At 39.5% G+C, this 22,470-nt stretch carries 22 protein-coding genes; 17 read left to right on the forward strand and 5 right to left on the reverse strand.

What is annotated here, in order from left to right:
• Window positions 1-56: 56 nt before the first annotated feature.
• From KH364_RS07920 to KH364_RS07930, 3 genes are all read right to left on the reverse strand, one after another.
• Window positions 57-1,613, reverse strand: coding sequence for a polysaccharide biosynthesis protein (locus KH364_RS07920; RefSeq protein WP_273299245.1), 1,557 nt, complete (start codon window positions 1,611-1,613; stop codon window positions 57-59).
• A gap of 3 nt (window positions 1,614-1,616) precedes the next feature.
• The gene (gene fba / locus KH364_RS07925; RefSeq protein ID WP_265138839.1) at window positions 1,617-2,546 is read right to left on the reverse strand and encodes a class II fructose-1,6-bisphosphate aldolase; all 930 of its coding nucleotides are present in this window, start codon (window positions 2,544-2,546) and stop codon (window positions 1,617-1,619) included.
• A 240-nt stretch (window positions 2,547-2,786) separates the two neighbouring features.
• On the reverse strand, window positions 2,787-3,755 hold the full coding sequence (locus KH364_RS07930; protein ID WP_273299246.1) for an RluA family pseudouridine synthase: 969 nt from the start codon (window positions 3,753-3,755) through the stop codon (window positions 2,787-2,789).
• A gap of 173 nt (window positions 3,756-3,928) precedes the next feature.
• On the opposite strand from KH364_RS07930, the gene KH364_RS07935 reads away from it, so the two are divergent.
• The 12 genes from KH364_RS07935 to KH364_RS07990 all read left to right on the forward strand — a co-directional run bounded on the left by KH364_RS07935 (window position 3,929) and on the right by KH364_RS07990 (window position 14,626).
• Window positions 3,929-5,545 carry a WG repeat-containing protein gene (locus KH364_RS07935; protein WP_273299248.1) on the forward strand — a complete coding sequence of 539 codons (1,617 nt, stop codon included), beginning with the start codon at window positions 3,929-3,931 and terminating at the stop codon, window positions 5,543-5,545.
• Between the two features lie 293 nt (window positions 5,546-5,838).
• Complete coding sequence (locus tag KH364_RS07940; protein ID WP_004696277.1) at window positions 5,839-6,333, forward strand: YajQ family cyclic di-GMP-binding protein; 495 nt, start codon at window positions 5,839-5,841, stop codon at window positions 6,331-6,333.
• A 71-nt stretch (window positions 6,334-6,404) separates the two neighbouring features.
• Window positions 6,405-7,523 carry a cobalt-precorrin-5B (C(1))-methyltransferase CbiD gene (gene cbiD / locus KH364_RS07945; RefSeq protein ID WP_273299249.1) on the forward strand — a complete coding sequence of 373 codons (1,119 nt, stop codon included), beginning with the start codon at window positions 6,405-6,407 and terminating at the stop codon, window positions 7,521-7,523.
• Window positions 7,499-8,125, forward strand: coding sequence for a precorrin-6y C5,15-methyltransferase (decarboxylating) subunit CbiE (gene cbiE, locus KH364_RS07950; RefSeq protein ID WP_009351756.1), 627 nt, complete (start codon window positions 7,499-7,501; stop codon window positions 8,123-8,125). Before cbiD ends, cbiE begins: the two co-directional genes overlap by 25 nt.
• On the forward strand, window positions 8,122-8,709 hold the full coding sequence (cbiT, locus tag KH364_RS07955; protein ID WP_273299251.1) for a precorrin-6Y C5,15-methyltransferase (decarboxylating) subunit CbiT: 588 nt from the start codon (window positions 8,122-8,124) through the stop codon (window positions 8,707-8,709). Before cbiE ends, cbiT begins: the two co-directional genes overlap by 4 nt.
• 1 nt (window position 8,710) lies before the next feature.
• Entirely contained in the window at window positions 8,711-9,472 is a 762-nt protein-coding gene (gene cobM / locus KH364_RS07960; RefSeq protein ID WP_273299253.1) for a precorrin-4 C(11)-methyltransferase, read from the forward strand.
• A gap of 4 nt (window positions 9,473-9,476) precedes the next feature.
• Window positions 9,477-10,622, forward strand: a complete 1,146-nt coding sequence (locus KH364_RS07965; protein WP_273299281.1) for a cobalt-precorrin 5A hydrolase — start codon at window positions 9,477-9,479, stop codon at window positions 10,620-10,622.
• A gap of 29 nt (window positions 10,623-10,651) precedes the next feature.
• Window positions 10,652-11,341, forward strand: a complete 690-nt coding sequence (gene cobJ / locus KH364_RS07970; protein ID WP_273299282.1) for a precorrin-3B C(17)-methyltransferase — start codon at window positions 10,652-10,654, stop codon at window positions 11,339-11,341.
• Window positions 11,338-12,126 (forward strand): precorrin-6A reductase, encoded by a 789-nt coding sequence (gene cobK, locus KH364_RS07975; RefSeq protein WP_273299255.1) that lies wholly within the window; start codon window positions 11,338-11,340, stop codon window positions 12,124-12,126. The genes cobJ and cobK overlap by 4 nt, the downstream gene beginning before the upstream one ends.
• Entirely contained in the window at window positions 12,113-12,778 is a 666-nt protein-coding gene (locus KH364_RS07980; RefSeq protein WP_105082102.1) for a precorrin-8X methylmutase, read from the forward strand. Before cobK ends, KH364_RS07980 begins: the two co-directional genes overlap by 14 nt.
• 70 nt (window positions 12,779-12,848) lie before the next feature.
• Window positions 12,849-13,844 (forward strand): iron ABC transporter permease, encoded by a 996-nt coding sequence (locus KH364_RS07985; protein WP_008601262.1) that lies wholly within the window; start codon window positions 12,849-12,851, stop codon window positions 13,842-13,844.
• On the forward strand, window positions 13,844-14,626 hold the full coding sequence (locus tag KH364_RS07990; RefSeq protein WP_273299257.1) for an ABC transporter ATP-binding protein: 783 nt from the start codon (window positions 13,844-13,846) through the stop codon (window positions 14,624-14,626). The genes KH364_RS07985 and KH364_RS07990 overlap by 1 nt, the downstream gene beginning before the upstream one ends.
• A gap of 68 nt (window positions 14,627-14,694) precedes the next feature.
• Here KH364_RS07990 and KH364_RS07995 read toward each other — a convergent pair whose 3' ends face one another.
• Window positions 14,695-15,636, reverse strand: coding sequence for an ABC transporter substrate-binding protein (locus KH364_RS07995; RefSeq protein WP_273299259.1), 942 nt, complete (start codon window positions 15,634-15,636; stop codon window positions 14,695-14,697).
• 51 nt (window positions 15,637-15,687) lie between these two features.
• A complete protein-coding gene (locus tag KH364_RS08000) occupies window positions 15,688-16,677 on the reverse strand; it encodes a sirohydrochlorin cobaltochelatase (protein WP_273299260.1) in 990 nt (329 codons plus the stop codon).
• A 1,173-nt stretch (window positions 16,678-17,850) separates the two neighbouring features.
• Here KH364_RS08000 and KH364_RS08005 point away from each other — a divergent pair.
• From KH364_RS08005 to KH364_RS08025, 5 genes are all read left to right on the forward strand, one after another.
• Window positions 17,851-18,207 carry a hypothetical protein gene (locus tag KH364_RS08005; RefSeq protein WP_273299262.1) on the forward strand — a complete coding sequence of 119 codons (357 nt, stop codon included), beginning with the start codon at window positions 17,851-17,853 and terminating at the stop codon, window positions 18,205-18,207.
• 119 nt (window positions 18,208-18,326) lie between these two features.
• On the forward strand, window positions 18,327-19,208 hold the full coding sequence (locus tag KH364_RS08010) for a sirohydrochlorin cobaltochelatase (RefSeq protein WP_273299264.1): 882 nt from the start codon (window positions 18,327-18,329) through the stop codon (window positions 19,206-19,208).
• Window positions 19,209-19,412: 204 nt separating this feature from the next.
• Window positions 19,413-20,267: a sirohydrochlorin cobaltochelatase gene (locus KH364_RS08015; protein ID WP_273299265.1), complete on the forward strand. Its 855-nt coding sequence runs from the start codon at window positions 19,413-19,415 to the stop codon at window positions 20,265-20,267.
• Between the two features lie 85 nt (window positions 20,268-20,352).
• The gene (gene cobI, locus KH364_RS08020; protein ID WP_273299266.1) at window positions 20,353-21,060 is read left to right on the forward strand and encodes a precorrin-2 C(20)-methyltransferase; all 708 of its coding nucleotides are present in this window, start codon (window positions 20,353-20,355) and stop codon (window positions 21,058-21,060) included.
• Between the two features lie 29 nt (window positions 21,061-21,089).
• The gene (locus KH364_RS08025; protein ID WP_273299268.1) at window positions 21,090-22,469 is read left to right on the forward strand and encodes a cobyrinate a,c-diamide synthase; all 1,380 of its coding nucleotides are present in this window, start codon (window positions 21,090-21,092) and stop codon (window positions 22,467-22,469) included.
• Window position 22,470 lies beyond the last annotated feature (1 nt).

A 22,470-nucleotide genomic window follows, 5' to 3' on the forward strand; every position in this document is an offset into this window, starting at 1 on the left:
TAATAGTCACATAGGTGACTATTAGGAACCTATTTCATTTTGTAAGTATATACAGCTTATCTAAAGAATCTACCGATAAGCGGCATGCTAGCACCGTCGTTTTTATCAAGGCCTTTTAGAAGAACCATGATAATAATGTAAAGCAATAAGCCTTCGATACCAGTGAGTATAAAGTTAGCCCACATAGGTAAGATATCTGTTAAATAGTGGTAACTCATAAAGATGAGTATACCCATAACACCGGCGCTAACCACGTTTTTCCAAAGTAGGGAAATATCGAGGAAGTAGCCTGTGTATTTTTTGATGTAAATCAAGTTGAGTAACGCTGCAAAGCCAATATCAGCAACGGTTGCCCACGCAGCACCACCGATACCAAGCCATGGGATAGCCGTTAAGTTCCAGTTAAGGATGACCTTGATAACTAAAGCAATACCCATATTAATTACAGGAATACGCGGCTTGTTGAGACCTTGTAAGATACCTGTTGTTACTTGGTGTACCCCGAGGAAGAAGATCGAGAACGCAGTGATTTGCGTAGCTAATTCCGCCTTAGGTGCATTATAAATCAAGGTAACTGTTGGAGCAGCAAGTACATATAATAGCACTGTAAATGGTACAGTTGCCATGAATGTTAGTCGCATAGATCCTGCAGTACGGTCATAAATACCATCATGATCGCGTTTTGCAAAGGCATGAGAGATAGCTGGAACAATGCTTGTTGCAAGGGCCGCAGTAATAATGGTTGCCAAGTTGATGAGCGGCACTGCCATACCTGTAAGGTAACCGAACAGTTCTGTTACTTCATTCATCGGGAAACCAGCATCTAAGAGGCGACGTGGTACGATGAGCAAATCGAGATTGGCTGTTAATGGCAACATGATACTTGCTAAGGAAATTGGAATGGACAATGTTAAGAGTCGTGACAAAATTTCTTTAGCTGATTCACGAGGACCATCGTAGCTCTCACCCGTGCTACTTGCCTTAGGCAATTTGTAGTAATAGTACAAGAGCACTAGGAAAGCACCAAAGGCACCGACACCAGCACCTAAGCTAGCACCACCAGCTGCCTCAGGTAAACCGTATGGCAACAAGATAGCTGCTGCACCGAGCATGACAATAACACGTAACAGTTGTTCTACAATTTGGCTGACCGCTGTTGGCGTCATCATTTCATAGCCTTGGATATACCCACGGAAGCAGGAAATCCATGTTACAAAGAATACTGCCGGAGAGAGCGCGATGATAGAGTAGTAGGCACGGCTTTCAGCAATGAGGCCACTAGAGATTAACCAATCTGCACCAAAGTACATGGCAAGACTGGCGATAAAGCCTGTAATGGTTAACATTGTAAAAGATATATTGAATACTCTCTTAGCACCACCAAAGTCGTGTAAGGCTAATCGTTCTGCCGTCAAAATAGAGATGGCAATTGGCACACCTGCGCTCGAAATTTGTAATAGTAACAAATAGATAGGAAAGGCCATCTGATAGATACCGATACCTTCACCACCTAAGATGCGAGATAGAAGAATCCAGTTAATACTACCGATGGCTTTCACTACGAAGCCGGCTATGGTGAGGATTAATGTTCCTTTTAAAAATCCGCTAGCCATAGATTATAGAGTGTTGGAAGAACCTAACACGTTTTTGATTTTGTGTGCTACCATGCCTTTAATAGCATCACGAGCAGGTCCTAAGTATTTACGAGGGTCAAATTCGGATGGGTTTTGAGCCAAGTATTCACGTACAGATGCAGTCATAGCAAGGCGAAGGTCTGTATCGATGTTAATTTTGCAAACTGCCATTTGAGCTGCTTGACGAAGCATTGCTTCAGGAACACCTTGTGCACCAGGAATGTTGCCACCGAATTCGTTACATTTAGCTACGAACTCAGGCAATACGGAGGAAGCACCATGTAATACGATTGGGAAGTTAGGCAACAATTCGCCAACTTTTTTCAAACGATCGAAGTCGAGGTAAGGGTCGCCTTTGAACTTGTAAGCGCCATGGCTAGTACCAATAGCGATTGCTAAGGAGTCTACGCCTGTAAGGTGAACGAATTCAGCAGCTTGTTCTGGATCAGTGAAGCGTGCATCCGCATCAGATACGTTTACATCATCTTCAACACCAGCCAAACGACCCAATTCTGCTTCTACTACTACGCCGTGAGCGTGTGCATATTCAACAACTTGTTTAGTAATGCGTACGTTTTCGTCAAAATCATGGTGAGAAGCGTCAATCATTACGGAAGTGAAACCGCCGTCTACACAGTCTTTACAAATTTCGAAGGAATCGCCGTGATCAAGGTGAAGAGCGATTGGCAAATTGCTGTCTTCAAGAGCTGCTTCCACAAGTTTAACAAGGTAAATATGTTTAGCATATTTACGAGCCCCTGCAGATACTTGCAAGATAAGAGGGGATTGTTCCTCTTTAGCAGCGTCTACGATACCTTGTACGATTTCCATGTTATTTACGTTGAAAGCGCCGATAGCGTAGCCACCTTCGTAGGCTTTTTTAAACATTTCTGTAGTAGTAACTAATGGCATGTTGTCCTCCTTGGCCCTAGGGCCTGTCATATCTGTTATGAATACTGTGACTGCAGTATTTTGAGCAACTAAAAACTAGATGAAATACTAGTGTTATTGCAATCATATATCAATCAAATTAAGTATATCAAGAAACACTATAAAGGGCCAATATTTTTTGTATAACTTATGCATAAAATTTGCCTCTATTACGTGGCCCATGTGGGTAAATTTTTAGTGATTTATTGATTGTTTTATAAATTACTGTAATAGATCTTTCATATCCTTTGGCATGGCCGCACTTAGCTCAAGCCATTCATTTGTCATTGGATGGTGAAAGCTAACGCGCGCTGCGTGTAGTGCTTGGCGCTGGATATAATCCAAATGGCCACCGTATAAGTCGTCGCCTGCAAGGGGATAACCTAGTTGAGAGAGATGAACTCGAATTTGATGGGTGCGCCCTGTATGTAATAAGCACTGCACGTGCGTGAAGTGCTGTTTAAATTTCTTATTAACCATAGTTTCACTACCAGTAATAGGGTTACTATTACTAAGGGGGTTGCTATCAATAATAGTATTCTCACCATTGATTGTAGTATGCTTAATAACTCTTATATCGGTGCGAGCTGGCTTTCCTTCATTAGTACAACAGCGTTCAATGATGCTGCCTGGCTTACGACCTATAGGCCAATTAATGGTTAAAGGCACAGAGGGGAGTTTTCCCTCAACGATGGCATCGTAACATTTATGGAAGTGTGTATGCTTTTTATTAAACGCATGTTGTACTACAGAGGTTTTAGCAATGATAACAATTCCAGAGGTGTCCTTATCCAATCGATGGACCGGATGAAAGTCATAATATTGATTTGTCTTTTCGTAGTAATGTAGAACGCCGTTTGCTAAGGTATGATCTCGCACGGTCGAGGTGGGATGCATAAGAACACCAGCCGCTTTGTTAATGACCAAGATATGCTCGTCTTCATAGACGATATCTAAATCCATAGGACTGAGGCTGAATTCCTGTTCTGGCGTTAACTTCATGACAAGATGATCGCCACCGTGAACTAGAGTGTTCCATGTGGCAGGTTCATTATTAACCGTTATAATGCCCTCGTTTCGTAGACGCCGCCTCATGCGCTGAGAAATATGTTGTTGTTTTATAATATGATTCATAGACTGTGTATGTACATCAGAATCTACAATCAAGTCGATTATCGTTGCTGTTTTCATAGCTTTTATTATATCAAATAAATGGTAAATGAAGAATTTTTCATCCTTTGTTGTTTTTTTGAAGGTCTATATAGTATAATTTGTGTTAATAAATTTTATATATTTTTAATATATGGCTTTGGTATAGTTATTATTGTTTTGTACCTGAGTTTAATTTGTAAAAGGAGAGGTTTATGAAACTTAACAAGAAATCCTTATTAGTCGCTTGTGTGTTGGCGGCTATGTCTACAAGTGCTTTTGCAGTATCTACAACAACATCTACTACTAGTACAACAGTGATGAATCAAGATACACCAACATCTACTAGTACTCGAGTTACACGTGAAGAACATAGTTCTACTGTATCTACATCTACAACAACGACTACAGAAAGATCTTCAAGTCGTTCTAGCAGTACTTCTGTAGGCGTAGGTGTTGGTATTGGCAGACTTGATGCCTTTGTTCCTATTTCTGGTGCTGTTAAAGAGCCGCCAGCTGCTGTAAAAAAAGCTATGAAGGTATTAAAAGACGATTCTTTACTACAACAAGGATATTTAGGTCTTGTAAAAGAAAAGGGTAAATGGGGTATCGTAGGTACTAATGGTCAAGTTGTACTAGCTCCAGCCTATAAATCCTTAGACGCATCTAGTAAGAAGGATGGTACGTTCTTTGTTGAAGAAGGAAAAAATAAAATTTCTCACATTAAAGCAGATGGTACTGTATTAGAATCTGGTAAAGAAGCACAAGACGCTTTATATAGCAGCCTTAATGAGAAGAATACAGCTGTTAAAGAGTTAAATGATTTTAATCCTAAAACTGTTGGTCAAAGCTATCCAAGTGATTCTTATGTAGCTTTCACAGAAAAAGGTAAACTAGGTTTTAAAGATGCTAATGGCAATGTGGTAATTCAGCCTCAATTTAAAGCTCTATCTGATGTAGAAACTAAATTTAGTGAGGACCGTGCCTTTGTAAAAGCTAATGGCAAAGTAGTTGCTATCGATGGTAAAGGTACTGTATTGTTTAATGCTCCATCTAATGAAGTGTATCCATACAAAAATGGTTTGGCTGAATTCCGCCGTAAAGTAAGCCACTTTGGACTTGGTGGTATTCTAGGTCTTGTAGGCATGGGCTACTTATATAATCATGGTGGCGTATATCTTGAGGGTCTTGGTGGTCTTGTAGATGATGGAATGAAGCGTGGCTATATTGATCGTAATGGTACTGTTGTAATCGATAGCAAGAACGATTATGTATACCCAATGGAAGAGCATGGCACTTTGGTTCGTAATGAAGGTAAGTTAGGCTTCATGAATCGCCAAGGTCAATATGTTATTCAACCTGGTAATTATGAAGCAGGCACTATCGATATGAATAACGTATTGTTGACATTGAAAAATAAAGATACTAATAAATATGGTATTTTTGATATGGAAACAGGTAAACAAGAGGTACCGTTTAAATACGATACTATCGAGTTTGTGGGTGAGCATGAAATGTCTGTTACTAATGATACAAATCGTTATGTAGTAGATATGGCAACTGGTCGAGTTATCTATAAAGGCGATAAATCTATAAATGTAAAAGCCTTCATTGGTGATACCTATACATGGGTATATAACAAAGAAGGAAATTATAAAATCTTATCGCTTGATGGTACAGTGACAGAAACTCCAGTTATGAAAGATATTTCTGGTACTGGTAGCTTCTCTCATGGCTATAGCCCTGTAAAAATTAAAGGTAAATGGGGGATTATCAACTCTAAAGGCGAGTTAGTAGTTCAACCTACTTACGATGAAATCACAATTTTATAATTATAATCTTAAGACTGCATTTGAAAGAGTGCAGTCTTTTCTTATTTCGAATATATTGTACAAATAAATATCTTAATTACATCTCACGTCTATGGCTTACATAATCCTTTTATGATTAATAACAGTTATAATTAAAAAAATCGATTTACCTAGAAAATAAGCCTATTTTAAGGTATAATTATAGAGATGTATTCCAATTTGGTGTACTTTTACACTTTCACTTGGAATATGAGGATGATGAAAGTAATGCTATGAACCCCATGCCCAATGGGTTCAGGTGTAGGAGGTATAAAATGGCTAAAGATTGTTCCTTTGATGTTGTGTCCGAAGTGGATATGCAGGAAGTAGATAATGCGGTAAACCAAGCGAAAAAAGAGATTGGTACACGCTATGATTTCCGTGGTTCTAAAGCGGAAATTAGTCTTGAAGGTGACACTATCAAAATCATCGGTGATGATGAATATAAATTGAATGCCATTATCGATGTTTTAAAAGGCAAAATGGTTAAACGTAACGTAGCGATTAAAAATCTTGACTACGGCAAAGTTGAACCAGCTGCTGGTGCTACAGTTCGCCAAATCATTACTATTAAAAAAGGCATTACAAAAGAAAATGCTAAAGAAGTAGTAAAAGCAATTAAAAACATGAAAATTAAGGTACAAGCATCTATCCAAGAGGATCAAGTGCGTGTATCTGGTAAGGATAAAGATGATTTGCAAGCAGTAATCCAAATGTTAAAACAATTGGATATCCCTGTAGAATTGCAATTCGTTAACTTCCGTTCCTAATAACATATGTCCATAAGATAGGGTTAGTTTGATTCATTGGAGTCGCTAACCCTATCGGTGTAGGAGGCCTTATGAGAGTAGAGGACATGAAGGGTGGCTATACCACAGGTTCATGTGCTACGGCAGGTATGAAAGCTGGTTTATTGGCCCTCTTAGATAAGAACATCGTGGACCAAGTGGTCATTGAAAATCCTCAAGGTCAGTATATTGAGGTGCCTATTAAAGCCGTAGAGGTTATATCCGATACAGAAGCTAAGGTGACCGTTATGAAAGACGGCGGCGACGATCCTGATGTAACCCATGGCAATGATGTGGAAACGACGGTGACCCTTGATGATACTGGTGAACTACGATTCCGAGCGGGCTTTGGCGTTGGAACGGTAACGAAACCGGGCCTTGCTATGCCGCCTGGAGAACCGGCTATCAATCCAGGGCCCCGTACGATGATGAACATCGTTTTTGAAGAGCTTTGCATTCGCGGTCAAGGCGTGACAGTAACGGTGAGCGTACCAAACGGCATGGTCTTAGCTAAGAAAACCTTAAATCATACCCTCGGTATCGAAGGTGGTATTTCCATTATCGGTACTACGGGTATCGTTAAGCCTATGAGTGAAGAAGGGTTTAAAAACTCGTTAGTACCTCAGCTAAAAGTTATGAAAGCCAATGGTTGTGAAACGGCTGTTCTTGTGCCGGGTCGTATTGGCCAGGATCTGGCAGAGCAAGTGCTGGGTATTCATAAGAATCAAATGGCAGAAACCAGCAACTTTATCGGCTTTATGCTGGAAAAGGCAGTTGAAATTGGCTTTAAGCGTATCTTGATTATCGGTCATATCGGTAAGTTAATAAAACTTGCTAATGGTAGCTTCCACACACACAATCGTATGAGTGATGGCCGCATGGAAAGTATTGTGGCCTACGCTGCTTTAGAAGGAGCGTCTCAAGCGGTGTGTGAAGAGTTATTTAATTGCCAAACCACAGAGTCTACATTCCCTATTTTAGCTAGGGAAGGACTTAATGGTGTTTACCAACGGATAGTAGACCGCGCATCTCTTCGTAGTGAGCGATATATCGCTAACGAAGCAGAGGTGGGCATTATCATCACTACCTTGAAAGGTGAGATTTTGGCTATGGATAAACGTGCAAAAGAGATGGGAGAGCTTGAACAATGGCACATACCTTGTATATCGTAGGCATTGGTCCAGGTAATCCTGATTATGTGGTGCCTAGAGGCCTTAATTTAATTAAACATGCCACAGTATTGGTTGGTAGCGAACGTTCTTTAGAGGACTTTCAAGAGCCTGGCCAAATTACATATCCTGTAACGGGTAAGCTTAGCTTACTGGCTGAGCAAATTGAGCGTGAGCTCAACGACCATGACGTTGTAGTTATGGTTAGTGGTGATACAGGCTACTATAGCTTGTTGCCGTATTTGAAAAAGAAATTTACTGCTAACCCTATTGAGGTTGTGCCCGGCATTAGTTCTATGACCTTTGCCTTTGCACGCCTCAATGAGGTATGGCATGATGCGGATTTAATGAGCTTTCACGGTCGCCAACCGGCACCAGAGAAACTCGTATATGAAGCAGGTAAAAAGATGGGGTTCTTGACGGATCCTGAATATAATCCAGCGCATATTGCGCGTATTTTAATAGATGCAGGTTGGCCAAAAGAAACGAGAGCAGCAGCCCTTGAGCGTTTGAGCTATGATGATGAAAAAATTGTAGACTCCACGTTAGAGGTATTAACTGAGCTTGAAGGCTTTGGTCATTCTGTAATGGTGGTACTAGGATGAGACATTTTTTCGGAATTCCTGATGAAGAATTTATCCGCGGCGACGTGCCGATGACGAAATGCGAGATTCGCAAAGCCGTTATGAACGAGGCGCGCATCGAGGAGGATAGCATCGTTCTTGATGTAGGTGCTGGTACAGGCTCTATCTCCATTGAAGCAGCCTTGGCAGCTCCTAAAGGGCATGTATATGCGATTGAGCGCTTTGATAAAGGCATCGACCTTATCAATGAAAATATGAAGAAATTCAATGTTAATAATATGACAGTGATTAAATCCAAAGCTCCTGAAGGCATGGAAGAATTGTCTGACCTTGATGCGGTTATCATCGGCGGTAGTGCTGGTGGTATGACAGGCATCATGGATGAAGCGCAACGTCTTTTAAAAGTAGGCGGTCGTCTAGTGGTTACTGCTGTAACGATGGAAACTGGTTATACAATCTTAAAAGAGTTGAAAGGTCGTCCTTTCACCTATGAAGGTTACCAAATGTCTATCAGCCGTTACCGCAAGGCTGGTCCATATCATTTGTTAGACCCATTGAGTCCAATTTTCATTGTATCTGCAACGCGTATCGCAGAAGGAGAGTAATATGGTTGACGTACATATCGTAGGCGCAGGCCCTGGAGATCCTGAGTTAATTACTCGCAAAGGGTATCGTTTAGTGCAAGAGGCAGACGTTGTTATCTACGCTGGCTCCTTGGTAAACCCTGCCATTTTAGAGGCTTGTAAATCAGGCTGTGAAATTCATAACAGTGCTACTATGAACCTTGATGAGGTGTTGGCTGTTATGAAAGCTTCTGTTGAGGCCGGTAAAAGCGTAGTTCGCCTTCACACAGGTGACCCTGCTATTTACGGTGCGATTCAAGAGCAAATGGATGCACTAGCTGGCATGGGTATTTCTTATGAAGTCGTGCCAGGTGTAAGTTCATTCCTTGCTACAGCAGCGGCTTTGAAACAAGAATATACACTACCTAATGTATCTCAAACAGTGATTATTACGCGTATGGAAGGCCGTACACCGATGCCTCCAAAGGAAAAATTGCGCATGTTAGCATCTCATGAAGCAACTATGTGTATTTTCCTTAGCGTTCAAATGTTAGATAAGGTTGTAGCTGAACTCATCGAGGGCGGTTATGACAAAACGACTCCAGTGGCTATCGTGGTAAAAGCGTCTTGGCCAGACCAACGCATTATCCGCGGCACATTGGAAACTATTGCGGACATTGTAGCGAAAGAAGGCGTATTGCGCCAAGCTATGATCGTAGTAAGCCATGTATTAGATAGTGAATACGAATTATCTAAGCTTTACGACAAAGGCTTTGCTCATATGTACCGCAGTGCTAAGGACTAGTATGATGAAAGAACTAGAAACTGTTGCGCCTTTGACGGGAAGCAAGAAGAATAGAACTGCTATTCTTTCTGTGTCTGAACGAGGTGCAAAGCTAGGTCAACGCATCAAGTCTTTGGTGGCCCCTCATGCGGATTGCTTTGAAAAAGAAAATCGTCCCTCTGGTGGAGAGGCCATTTATTTTGATTCCCTCAAAAACCATATAGGACAGATTTTCAAAGATTACGACCAAGTGTTATGTATTATGTCACTCGGTATTGTAGTGCGCATGATTGCACCATATATTGAGCATAAATCCAAGGATCCTGCTGTAGTCGTAATGGACGAAGTAGGACACCATGTAATTAGCTTATTATCTGGTCATCTGGGGGGCGCCAACGAATGGACGCAGTCCATTTCGCTGGCCATCGATGCGGACCCAGTTATTACAACCGCAACGGATGTAAACGGATTGCCAGCGCCTGACGTGTTGGCGCGCCATGAGCATCTGTTGGTGGATGATTTCCAAACCTTAATCAATGTGAACTCTGCCATCGTTGGGGGAGAGCGCGTTGATTATTATATCGATGAAAGCTTAGTGAATGCTGCGCATTTAGAGGACGTTACAAAAGCTCATATTGGTGAACATGGCATGGTTCATGTTGTATCTTTGGATCAACTAGATTCTATTCCATGTAAACATGAAAGCTCTGAAGAGGGGGCTTCTCGGGTGGTCATTACGGACAAAGTAATAACCGAGTATGGTCATCAATTGATTTTGCGCCCTCGGACTTATACGATGGGCATTGGCTGTCGTCGAGATACGCCGAAGGAATTAATCCTTGACGCCATACAACAGTCGCTAGCAGCGCATAAGCTTTCACCAAAGAGCCTTGTAACGGCAGCATCGGTTATCGTTAAACAAGACGAAGTAGGCCTCTTAGAGGCTATGCAAATTATGGGGTGGACTATCGTGTTCTATACACAGGACGAGATGGCACCACTCATTGAAGAAGAAAAATTAAAAGAATCTAATTTTGTAAAAGGAACTATAGGAGTAGGAAACGTATGCGAGACAACGGCATTACTAGCGGCCAAGAGCCGAACATTAATACAGCACAAAACAATTTATCCCAAAACAACGGTAGCCATTGCACAGGTAACATCAAAGTAATCGGCATCGGCCCTGGCGATGAAGAGTTTATGACGCCTCAAGCGCGCGAAGCTATCTTAGCGGCTGATCGCGTGGTAGGTTATTTGACATACCTTGACTTGATTAAAGACCTTATCGAAGGTAAAGAGACTGTAGGTACTGCAATGATGCAAGAAGTAGATCGTTGCCAACAAGCCGTTGATTTGGCTGTAGAAGGTCACCAAGTAGTAGTAGTATCCTCTGGTGACTCTGGCGTATACGGTATGGCAGGTCTTGTGTTGGAACTTGCTAATAAAGTGCCAGCTGAAAAACGTCCTTCCGTAGACATCGTACCTGGTCTTAGTGCTGTAAACGTAGCAGCATCTGTATTGGGGGCACCTTTGATGCATGACTTTGCAGTCATTTCCTTGAGCGATTTGATGACTCCATGGGATCTTATTAAAAAACGTGCTGACCTTTGCGCACAAGGTGACATGGTTATCTCTTTGTACAACCCACGCAGTAAAAAACGTGTTACTCACTTAGATGAAGTTCGCGACATCGTTCTTAAATACCGCGATCCTAAAACACCTGTTGGCATCGTGCAAAAAGCAGGTCGTCCAGGTCAACAAATGGTAATTTCTGACCTTGAAAACTTCACAAAAGAAGAAGTAGATATGCAAACACTTGTTATCATCGGTAACAGCCAAACCTATGTTGAAAATGGTCGCATGATTACTCCTCGAGGCTACAAATTATGATTTGGGTCATTGCCGGTACCTTGGATGGTCGCACCTTAGCGGTAGATATTCAAGAACGGACAGGTGAAGATGTGCTTGTTACGGTAGTTAGTCAATATGGGGCAGAGCTTGCTGCCCATAAAGGCATTACTGTACATATGGGTCGTCTTGATCAACAGGCTATGCAGAACTTAATTAAGGAGCACAATGTGCGCCTATTAATTGATGCAAGCCATCCGTACGCCGCAGTTGTGACCGCAACGGCACAAGAGGCAGCCAAGGCAGTAGGTATTCCATTCGTTCGTTTTGAACGTAAAGAGGTACCATTACCTGATTATGATAAATTACATATCGTAGTGGATGAAGTTGAAGCAGCGAATTTGGCAGGCAAGTTAGCAAAAGAAAATAATAACCATGTGTATTTGACTACTGGTAGTAAGACAATGCACATCTTTGCTAAATCTGAAGCCTTGCAAGATTGCGAAGTATGGACACGTATTTTGCCAACTGCAGAGGTGTTACAAATGATGGAAGACCTCAATGTAAGTCCTAAACGCATTGTTGCTGTACAAGGTCCATTTTCTTACGATATGAACCGCATCATGTTCCACGATACAAAGGCTAGCGTTGTAGTTATGAAAAACTCTGGTCTTGTAGGTGGTGCTGATACAAAATTACAAGCAGCTATGGATCTTGGTATCCATGTTATTGTTATTGATAGACCCCGTGTTAAACTTGAAAGTCACGTGGTATCAACGAATGATGAATTTTTCAAATTATGGGAGGACACTAATGGATTACGTTAAAAATCCTAAAGAGATTGAAGATAAAAGTATGCAAATCATTTACGATTATGTAAAAGATTTAGGTTTAACAGATGATGAAGTACGCGTAGTATCCCGTACTGTACATGCGTCTGGTGACGTTGAATACGCACAACTCGTAAAAATGAGCCCTGATGCTGTTCAAAAAGGTATCGAAGCCTTGGAAAACGGTGCTAACATTTACACTGACGTAGAAATGGTGCGCACCGGTATTTCTAAGCCAGCTCTTAAAATTCGTGGTAACGAAGTACACTGCTTGATCAAAGATGAAAACGTAGCTAAAATGGCTAAAGAATTGGGTGTAACTCGTTCCATCGCGGCTATGCGTACATTTGGCAAACAATTAGAAGGACAAATCGTTGCTATCGGCAATGCTCCTACTGCATTGTACGAAGTATTGCGCTTAGCTCTTGAAGAAGGTATTAAACCAGCTCTTATCATTGGTATCCCTGTAGGCTTTGTAGGCGCTGCAGAATCCAAAGATTATTTGATGGAAGTATCCCCAGTTCCTTATATCACTGTAAAAGGCAACAAAGGTGGTAGCCCAATCGCTGCTTCCGTATGCAATGCATTGCTTTACACAGACGTAAAACGCAATGACATGCTTTTTGTAGAAGGCAAAGAATCTAAATAATACAAAACCCGAATCGTATATGTAGTTTTGCGATTCGGGTTTTACTGTATATTATTGAGAGGGGATTCATATGGCATCAAGTAATGAACGAAAATTATTTCGTGTATCAGTGATTTGTATCTTAATCATCGCCGTTATTATGAGCATGATTATATCTCTTATTTGGGGATCAACACCCGTATCATTAGCTGAGATTTGGCATACATTATGGTCTAGTGAGCTAACTGATACATCTTCACAAATTATTTGGAATATTCGATTGCCTCGCAATATTGTAGCTGCGTTAGTGGGAGCTTGTCTAGCTGTATCTGGTGCAATTTTGCAAGCAGTTATGAAAAATCCCCTAGCGGATCCACAAATTGTAGGGGTATCCTCTGGTGCAGGACTAGCTGGTGTTATCATATTTATTTTATTTCCTGGGTATGATCATATAGTTCCTTTAGTGGCCTTTTTAGGTGCTATGGCTGCAGCACTTATGGTGTATGCATTAGCATGGAAAAATGGAGTGCGACCTAGTCGTATTATCTTAGCTGGTGTTGCGGTCGCAGCCTTTTTAGGCTCAGGTATTTCAGCACTACTTGTATTCTTCGGTGATCGTGTACAAGGGGCATTGCTTTGGATGGTAGGGGGACTCGCTGCACGCAGTTGGCCTCAGGTAGAAGTGCTGTTTCCATATGCTATAATTGGTCTTATTTTTGCCTGTTTAGGAGCTAAACGACTTACCATTTTAAGCTTAGGTGATGAAACTGCAAAAGGATTAGGCCTTAAGGTAGAACAAACACGGTTTATTATGACTGCAGTGGCTGCTCTTTTAGCGGCTGGTGCTGTAAGTATAGCTGGGCTTATCGGATTTGTAGGTTTGGTTATTCCCCATATGTTACGTCTTATAATCGGTAACGACTATGCATATTTACTGCCTGGATCCGCATTATTAGGCGCACTAGTTCTTGTTGTCAGTGATACAATAGGACGTGTTATGTGGAGCCCTATAGAGGTACCAGTAGGCATTATTATGGCATTTTTCGGAGCGCCGTTCTTCTTGTATTTGTTGAGGAGGGATAACTAATGAATACCGCTATTGATGTAAAACAGTTATCCGTAACTCTTGGTAATCGTCATATTCTACATGACATTAATGTATCGGTTCCTATCGGTAAAATTACGACATTAATAGGGCCTAATGGTTGTGGTAAAAGTACGCTTTTACGATCTATGATCGGGTATATTTCTAGTCCTAGTGAGTGTGTAACCATCTTTGATAAGCCATTATCCTCGTATTCGCAGAATAAATTAGCTCGTCAAATGGCATTCTTACCTCAAGTTCCTAATATGCCAAAGGATATGACTGTAGAAGAATTGGTATATTGTGGACGGTATCCATACCAAACGTGGTGGAAAAACACGGCTAAAGAAGATCGTGAAATTGTTGATTATGCACTAGACATTACAAAAACGAATCATTTGAGAGAACAATTAATCCCATCTCTATCTGGTGGCGAACGGCAACGCGTTTGGATTGCTATGGCGCTAGCACAGCAACCAAAATTATTAGTATTAGACGAACCAACAACATATTTAGATATTAATCACCAATTAGAAATTATGGAGTTATTGAAACGCTTAAATAAGGAGCAAAATTTAACCGTTCTCATGGTACTTCACGAACTAACACAGGCGGTTCAATATTCACATTATATGGCTGTTATAAAAGAAGGCCATTTAGTAACGTCAGGAGAAACAAATAAAATAATATCAGATGAGTTGTTTAGAGATGTTTTCTCTGTAGATGTACAACTTGATACATTTGATAATAAAAAATATGTGCGTGTAAAAGGATTAGTTGAGTAGCTTGATACTAATAGAAAAAGAGGGCATTCCCTATTTGGGGGATGCCCTCTTTAGCATGATGCAATATGTTAGAATGTAACATTAATACCGTATGCTTCTTTAACTAAACGTGCCATAGCTTCAGGTGTTTGTAGACCTGGGTTTAATAGGAATAGTTTAGATGGTAAATATATTACGCGGTTATTTTGTACAGCTTTTAAATTAGCCCATGCAGGATTATCTGTCATAGCTTGTTTCATAGCTTTTGTAATTTCTTCTTCTTTGCCCATTGTAACAACAAAGATAATATCAGGATTATCTGCCGTCAATGTTTCAAGAGAGTAAGGGACAGTTTTATCCTTGGTTGTACCCTCTAGGTGGGAGGCAACAACATTTGTCATACCTAGTTCTTTTACCATAGATGCAGTCACTGCTTCATCAGTTTCGGCAGTTACACCTTTCCCTGTGGCACGTAACACGGCAACACGTGCAGGCTGTTGATTTTTAACTGCATCTTTTACCTTGGTGATATTGCTTTCATAGGTAGTAATAACAGATTTAGCCTTGTCTTGATGATTGGTTAACTCGCCAAGGAATGTTAACATTGGTACATTATCTTTAATACCATCGTAATCAAAAAGTACGGTTGGAATATTATTAGCTTGTAATTGGGATTCATATTTTTTATGTTGATTTACTAAGCCCAATACCACATCTGGCTTCAAGCCTAATAGTTGTTCCATGTTGATATTTGCAGTTTGACCAAGAGCGGGTAGAGCTTCTAATTCTGGGGCTAATTTATCCGTTGTATTGGCACGGCTAATGGCTTTACCATCGACAGCATAAAGCATAGATAAAACAGAATTAGATAATACAGCAATTTTTTGTGGATCCTTTGGTACAGTATAGGTTTGACCATTAAAGGTCAATTCCTTCGTAGTAGCAGAAGAGCTGGATGTGGTTTTACCACACCCAGCTATTGCTAGTACAACCATGACCAAAGCGAGACTACAAAGTAGTAGTTTTTTCATGATGTACTCCTATGTACGTTATATAACGATACTAGTTAAATTATGGATTGATTATTTTTGTAATGCGTCCCAAGATTCGTTTGCACGTTCAACAAACAAGTTACGGATATTTTGGTTTTCACCTAAGCCATGAAGGTAAGTATCTACTTTGAAGCCTTCTTTTACAAGGATGGATTTATGGGAATCTGGTTCATCACCAGCCATGTCATTGTTAGCATGGTCGCCGGCAACCATCATGAATGGCATCAATGTAACGTGCTTAATACCATGTAATTTTAATTGAGGGATAACTTGTTCAAGATTTGGAGTACCTTCTACAGTGTAGACAAATACATTTTTCAAGCCAAGAGTATGGATGCGGTCTTGAATTACAGAATAGTAAGCATTTGCAGGATCTGGAGTACCATGAGCCATGATAAGAACAGCATCTTCTTTGCCTACTTGAGGGAATTGAGATTGTACAGCCTTAATTGTTTGAATAACTTCATCAGTTTGGCCTTCTTGACCCATCCAGTACATAAGTGGAGTACCTAATGTCATTTTTTTGAAGTTGTTTTTGTAAAGGTTATAAACAGCTACATCATAGTTATATTCCATCCCAGGAATAACATCTAATGATGTAAGAGCAACGCGTGTATAACCTTCAGCTTTCAATTGGGCTAATGCTTCTTCAGGAGTTGGGTATGTAATACCTTCTTTTTGTTGGATACGGTCACGGATAATGTGGCTTGTGAAAGCAGTTACCACTTTAGTATTAGGGTGAGCCGCTTGAATAGCTGCTACAGTAGCATCAATTGTTTTAGCGCGAGTTTCTTTATAAGTTGTACCAAAGCTCATAACTACGATAGCATCTTTGTTTTGAAGATTTTGAAGTTCTTTAGTTTCATGTGTGCGAACACCAATAGTAGATGCCTCTTTTAATGCAGGTGTAGGATCTTTTACTTCTTCATTTAATTGATATGCAGCATTAGATACAACAGGTGCACCAAAGGATACTGCAAGACCTAGAATAGCGGATGCTAAAGCTAATTGTTTTTTCATTTCTATACTCCTATCCAAAACTAAAACTACAGGGGTATGCAATTATTTACATAATTTTAATATATTGAAAAATGTAGATTTATTGCATATATATAACCTTAAGCTAATCGTAACAAAGGGGAAATGGGGTGTCAATAAACCCCATACCCCTAGAAGTATAGGGAAATTAAGGATTTTTTAAGAAATTAATGTGATGAATATAGTATAGTAATAGATTTTATAATTATATTCTTTTTGGTTATAAGGATATGAATATGTGAATACATAAGTGATTTTATTTTCTTGATATCTAGAATACTTTGATGGGGCCCCATAACATTACTACAAATATATTAAAAATGATGCCCTATACTTGTTTGCTCCTCGTTCCTGATGTCGCTACACAAGTACAGGGCATCATTTTTATTACTGTAGTTATGTAGGCGTCCCATCAAAATATGATATATAATAAATATAAATATAAAATTTTACTAAAATAAATGTATCATATTAAAGAGAGATGGATAATGTTTGGTTTTATTGAGAGAGAACAAATTCTTTTAAAACAAAATGTATACGATCTACTACATAATACTAGGATAGGTAGAAAAGCTTTTTTATTTATTATTTGGTAATGGCTCTTGGCAATTTGTAAAAGACCTCTAGGTTTATGTTCTATGAAATAGGAAATAGTTTATGATATATGACTTATTAATTTTAGGCATTAGCATATGGTTATTGTATGATATTTTTCTTATGTATAAAGCAAAGAATAAATCACAAGTCCTAATAGAGTTTATATTGCTTACTTTATTAATTTCTGGATACTTAATAAATAAACTGTATGAAACTAACTATTTTACATCAGATACATATTTTTATTCAGGTATGGTATTAGCGATTGTTATGTATCTTGGTATATTAGGGTTACATCGATATAGATATAAAAATACTGACGATGAAAGAAAAAAGAAAAGTATACTTAATTCAATTCTAACTATTCATGCGTTTATATTTTTATATGGTTTGGTAATTGTTTGGGTGATATTCTTTTAAATTTTAATTCGATTCTGAATTAAGAAAATGGTGTTGGACTCCTTTGAGTTCAACACCATTTTGTGTATCTTGAAGTAATAGTGTAATGTATATATTAAATAGATTAGAGTACTATGGTTTTAAATTAGTAGGGTAGATATGTTTAAGGATATTCTAATTGGTCTCTTTGGCTTATTAATGGTGAATTATCTCGTCATTATAGCTAGGCAACGAATAGTTAAAATTGTAATTGGTATCTTAGGGAATTGTTTCTTTGGACTTTCATTGTTTAGCGATTATATTGCTTTACCAAGTTATATGATTGATTTGAAGTATATTTTAATTATTATTCTTTGTATTGCTTGTGTCTTTGATCTATGGCGTCATAATCGCTCTGGCAAAATCACAGCTAGCGACAAGAGAAGGTATGATACCTTTACAGGTCGAATTAAGTTTATTGTTATATTTTTTCTTCTTTTATGTGGTGTTGCATCGGTTATACATTATTTTGGTTGATTTTGATATTTTTTCTCATTGACTTTCATGTACTAATCTTGTACTATTATTACAGAGTAGTTGATAACAATTTTCAGTTGTGAAAATTGTATCATGTATGAGCAATATGGAGGTCACATATGAAAGGCATAATCATTGCATCCTTTGGATCAATTTATCAAGATGCTGTGGAGAAATCCATTGGCAGTATAGAGAAAAAAGTACGTTCCATGTATAGCGATATGGAGGTACGCCGTGTATTCTTATCTGATGCATTAGTAGAGAAGTGGAACGAGAAGTATGATGATAAGATTTCTTCTTTCACAGAGGCTATGCAAGATTTCGCTCGCAAGGGCGTTGATGAAGTATACATTCAACCAGTTACATTGGTAGCAGATCAGTGTTACCAACAAATGCGTAAACAAGCATTAAAGTTTTTACATAATAATGAATATAGTTTTAGCCAAGTGAATATTGGTAAGCCGTTACTCACATCTTTAGGTGTAAAGAATTATGCTGACGATTATGAAGCTACATTAGAAAGTATTGTTCGCCACGTTAATACAAAAGCACTTAATAAGTCTGTAGTGCTTATGGCAAATGGTCAAAATCAATTGGAATTTAGTACATTACAATTGAAAGCTATGTACGGTGCGGCACCAAATGTTGTGGTATTTACTACAAATGGGTTCCCTACTTTTAAACAAGCACTTACTTTGTTAGATCGAATGGGGCATAAAGATTTATTAGTAGTACCGTTGGCTCTTATTGGTTCTACACATTTAATGGACTATCTTGGCGGTGAGCGTTCTGACTCCATTTATGCATTGCTCGCTGAAGAGGGTTACAATGTAGATATTTGGAATGAAGGTCTTGGTGAAAATCCTTATGTACAAGATTTATTCTTGAAGCATTTAGGCCAAGCTATCCGGATGTCTGATCGGAAGCGTCCCATGCCTCGTGAATCTGTAAAACCTGTAATGACAAATTCTCGTATAGAAGTACAAGGTATGATTTCTTAATACTTACTATTACATAATTAGACATATCACTCCACTCCTTTCCATAAGCAAAACTCCTCCTTGTTGGATATCCAATGGGGAGGAGTTTTACTTTTACTATGAAAGATAAGAATAATTTCCAATTTATACGTACCACGGTATGCCCTGAAAAGGTTCTCTATGGTATGATTAAGATACATTATTAATTAATATAAGGAGACTTTCATGAAACAAGCTATTTTAGTTGTTGCCTTTGGATCCACTGTTGACAGTGCTCGTGAACATAATATTGATTCCGTAGTAGAATATATCCGTAAAGCGTATCCGGACTATACTGTGGAATTAGCTTTTTCTTCTCGTATCATCGTTAAGCGTTTACGTGAACGCGGTGTTGAGGTACCTACTGAACAAGGGGCGTTAGAAAAACTCATCCAAGAAGGGTATACACATGTGTATGTACAACCACTTCATTTCACTGGCGGTGAAGAGTTTGATAAATTGAAAAATAATATCCTTGCCCATGAAGGGGAAGGACAGCTAGAAGTATTGCGCGTAGGTAGACCTCTCGTATACTATATGGGCCAAGAAGAGCATCCAGATGATTACCAAATCTTAATTGACCGTTTCATTAAATCTCTTAATATTTCTAAAGAAGACGGGTTACTATTGGTTGGTCATGGTGGCCTAGGCTCTGGCAACTCCTCGTATGGTAATTTACAGTTCAAATTGATTCGTGATGGCCTTACAAATGTACGTATCGCCGTTTTAGAGAATGCTCCTTATGTGGCTGATGTAGCTATGCCATGGGAATGGCTTGATGGGAAGCGTCCAAATACAATTCACCTACATCCATTATTATTAGTACTAGGGGATCATGCCCAAAATGATCTCTTCGGAGATGAAGAGGATAGTGTAGTAAATGAATTGACTAAGGCTGGTTATGAGGTTAAACCTATTAATGCTGGTCTAGGTGAGTATGAAGTTATCCAAGATATCTTCCGTCAACATTTACAAGACTGCATCGATGATTTGTATGGCAAACGTAGCCCACATCGCCCTGCAATTCCAAATATTAAATAGTGCCTTTGTATATCTTGCATAAATTGGTTATAATAATAGATATGCAATTATAAATAAACTGTAACTATAAGAATAGGAGATACCCATGAAAGGTAAATTATATGGCATTGGCGTAGGCCCTGGTGATTCTGAATTAATGACTGTGAAAGCTGCTCGCATCGTAGGTGAAGCAGATATTATTATCACACCTAAAACAGAAAAGAAAGATGGCTCTGTAGCCCTTGATATTGCATCCCCATATATCCAAGAACATACAGAAATCGTTCCTGTAGTATTCCCAATGGTATTGGATGATGCTACACAAGAGGAAGGCTGGCAAGAAGCAAAACGCATTATCTTGTCCTACTTAGATCAAGGTAAAAGCGTTGTGTTCTTAACATTGGGTGATCCTATGTTCTACAGCACATACATGTATGTATATCGCTTGATTGAAAATACAGTCCATGAAATTGAAACAATTCCTGGCGTTACTGCTTTCTGTGCTATTGGTTCCCACCTTGGTTATCCAATCGTAGAGAAAGAAGAAGTATTAGCTATCGTTCCTGCTACAGCATCTAAAGAAAAAATTGATGCTGTATTAGCCGTAGCTGATGATGCAGTAATCATGAAAGTGTACAAAAACTTTGATGAAGTACAAGAAACATTGATTAAACACAATATGGCAGATGATGCGGTTATGATCAGCCGTGTAGGTTTGCCAGATGAGCAAGTATTCGTAGGCCTTGATAATATGCCAAAAGATACTAAACTCAACTATTTGTCTACAATCCTTGCAAAACGTAAGGACCGTTAACAAACACGTCGTATTACGAGGTAATATTTATGAACACAGTACATATTCCACGTGTTGTCATTGCTGGCACTAACTCTGGTGTAGGTAAAACAACTATCGTAGCGGGCTTATTGGCTGCTTATGCAAATGGTGGACGTACGGTGCAATCCTTTAAAGTGGGCCCGGATTATATTGATCCGGGCTTTCATAAAATTGCATCCGGCCGTGACAGCTATAATTTAGATACGTGGCTCGTGCCACCTCACAAATTAAATCCTTTCTTTGCTACTATGGCGCATGGAGTAGACCTTGCTATTATTGAAGGTGTTATGGGTTTATATGATGGTGGTCGAGAAGGTGTTAGCTCCACAGCTCAAATTGCTAAGCAATTGAATGCACCGGTGGTGCTTGTTATCGATTGCAAGGCTATGGGTGAAAGTGCGGCTGCTATTGCCAAAGGTTTCCGTGATTATGATCCAGAGGTAAACTTTGGTGGCGTCATCTTGAACCGCTTAGGTTCTGCCAACCATGAGCGCATGGTTCGTGAAGGCATGGATAAAATTGGTGTACCTGTTATTGGTGCTATTTATCGAGATGACCGTATGCACTCTCCTGAGCGCCATTTAGGACTCACACCTGTTACTGAAATAGATCCAACAGAGGCCATCAACACGATTCGCGAAGCCGTTGAGAAAATGGTAAATCTAGATCAATTGTTGGACATTGCTTCTAGTGCACCTGCTATTGAGTTACCGGAGGCTGTAGATGCTAAATCCGTTGAAAAGCGAGTTAAAATTGGCGTAGCCTATGATGAGGCATTCTCTTTCTACTATCCCGCAAGTTTAGCGGCCTTAGAAGAGAAGGGGGCCGAGCTCGTTTATTTTAGCCCTCTTAATGATCTAATGATTCCCGAAGTAGACGGCCTTGTATTTGGTGGGGGCTTCCCTGAAATGTTCTTGTTCCAATTATCTAGCAATGAATCTATGAAGGAGTCTATCCGCCAAGCAAATGAACAAGGTATGCCGATTTATGCTGAATGTGGTGGGCTTATGTACCTTTGTGAAACGATTCACGATTTTGAAGGCTCTGTATATGAAACAGTAGGGATTGTACCGGCTAACTGTATAATGCAACAAAAACTGCAAAAGGTTGGCTATGTTACGGCTACTGCTAAAAGAGACACTTTATTAGGAGACGCAAATACATCCCTTCGTGGGCATGAGTTCCATTTCTCTACGATGGAGCCCACAGTAGAAGACTTCCCATGGGCATTCCATTTAGAAGGAGGCCGTAAACCTCAATCTTATGATGGCGGCTATGCTACTAATAATGTATTAGCATCCTATTTACATTTGAACTTTGCTGGTTCTGATGAAGGGGCACAACACTTTGTAGATATATGTGCTACGTATAAAGCTAAAAGGAGCTAAT

Source organism: Veillonella sp. oral taxon 158 (assembly GCF_018376515.1).
In the GTDB taxonomy this organism is placed as follows: Bacteria; Bacillota; Negativicutes; order Veillonellales; family Veillonellaceae; genus Veillonella; species Veillonella rogosae.

Excerpts from the sequence above, each read along its gene's own strand:
- KH364_RS07920 (WP_273299245.1), bottom strand. The coding sequence starts at position 1,613 with ATGGCTAGCGGATTTTTAAAAGGAACATTAATCCTCACCATAGCCGGC.
- fba (WP_265138839.1), bottom strand. The coding sequence starts at position 2,546 with ATGCCATTAGTTACTACTACAGAAATGTTTAAAAAAGCCTACGAAGGT.
- KH364_RS07930 (WP_273299246.1), bottom strand. The coding sequence starts at position 3,755 with ATGAAAACAGCAACGATAATCGACTTGATTGTAGATTCTGATGTACAT.
- KH364_RS07935 (WP_273299248.1), top strand. The coding sequence starts at position 3,929 with ATGAAACTTAACAAGAAATCCTTATTAGTCGCTTGTGTGTTGGCGGCT.
- KH364_RS07940 (WP_004696277.1), top strand. The coding sequence starts at position 5,839 with ATGGCTAAAGATTGTTCCTTTGATGTTGTGTCCGAAGTGGATATGCAG.
- cbiD (WP_273299249.1), top strand. The coding sequence starts at position 6,405 with ATGAGAGTAGAGGACATGAAGGGTGGCTATACCACAGGTTCATGTGCT.
- cbiE (WP_009351756.1), top strand. The coding sequence starts at position 7,499 with ATGGCACATACCTTGTATATCGTAGGCATTGGTCCAGGTAATCCTGAT.
- cbiT (WP_273299251.1), top strand. The coding sequence starts at position 8,122 with ATGAGACATTTTTTCGGAATTCCTGATGAAGAATTTATCCGCGGCGAC.
- cobM (WP_273299253.1), top strand. The coding sequence starts at position 8,711 with ATGGTTGACGTACATATCGTAGGCGCAGGCCCTGGAGATCCTGAGTTA.
- KH364_RS07965 (WP_273299281.1), top strand. The coding sequence starts at position 9,477 with ATGAAAGAACTAGAAACTGTTGCGCCTTTGACGGGAAGCAAGAAGAAT.
- cobJ (WP_273299282.1), top strand. The coding sequence starts at position 10,652 with ATGACGCCTCAAGCGCGCGAAGCTATCTTAGCGGCTGATCGCGTGGTA.
- cobK (WP_273299255.1), top strand. The coding sequence starts at position 11,338 with ATGATTTGGGTCATTGCCGGTACCTTGGATGGTCGCACCTTAGCGGTA.
- KH364_RS07980 (WP_105082102.1), top strand. The coding sequence starts at position 12,113 with ATGGATTACGTTAAAAATCCTAAAGAGATTGAAGATAAAAGTATGCAA.
- KH364_RS07985 (WP_008601262.1), top strand. The coding sequence starts at position 12,849 with ATGGCATCAAGTAATGAACGAAAATTATTTCGTGTATCAGTGATTTGT.
- KH364_RS07990 (WP_273299257.1), top strand. The coding sequence starts at position 13,844 with ATGAATACCGCTATTGATGTAAAACAGTTATCCGTAACTCTTGGTAAT.
- KH364_RS07995 (WP_273299259.1), bottom strand. The coding sequence starts at position 15,636 with ATGAAAAAACTACTACTTTGTAGTCTCGCTTTGGTCATGGTTGTACTA.
- KH364_RS08000 (WP_273299260.1), bottom strand. The coding sequence starts at position 16,677 with ATGAAAAAACAATTAGCTTTAGCATCCGCTATTCTAGGTCTTGCAGTA.
- KH364_RS08005 (WP_273299262.1), top strand. The coding sequence starts at position 17,851 with ATGTTTAAGGATATTCTAATTGGTCTCTTTGGCTTATTAATGGTGAAT.
- KH364_RS08010 (WP_273299264.1), top strand. The coding sequence starts at position 18,327 with ATGAAAGGCATAATCATTGCATCCTTTGGATCAATTTATCAAGATGCT.
- KH364_RS08015 (WP_273299265.1), top strand. The coding sequence starts at position 19,413 with ATGAAACAAGCTATTTTAGTTGTTGCCTTTGGATCCACTGTTGACAGT.
- cobI (WP_273299266.1), top strand. The coding sequence starts at position 20,353 with ATGAAAGGTAAATTATATGGCATTGGCGTAGGCCCTGGTGATTCTGAA.
- KH364_RS08025 (WP_273299268.1), top strand. The coding sequence starts at position 21,090 with ATGAACACAGTACATATTCCACGTGTTGTCATTGCTGGCACTAACTCT.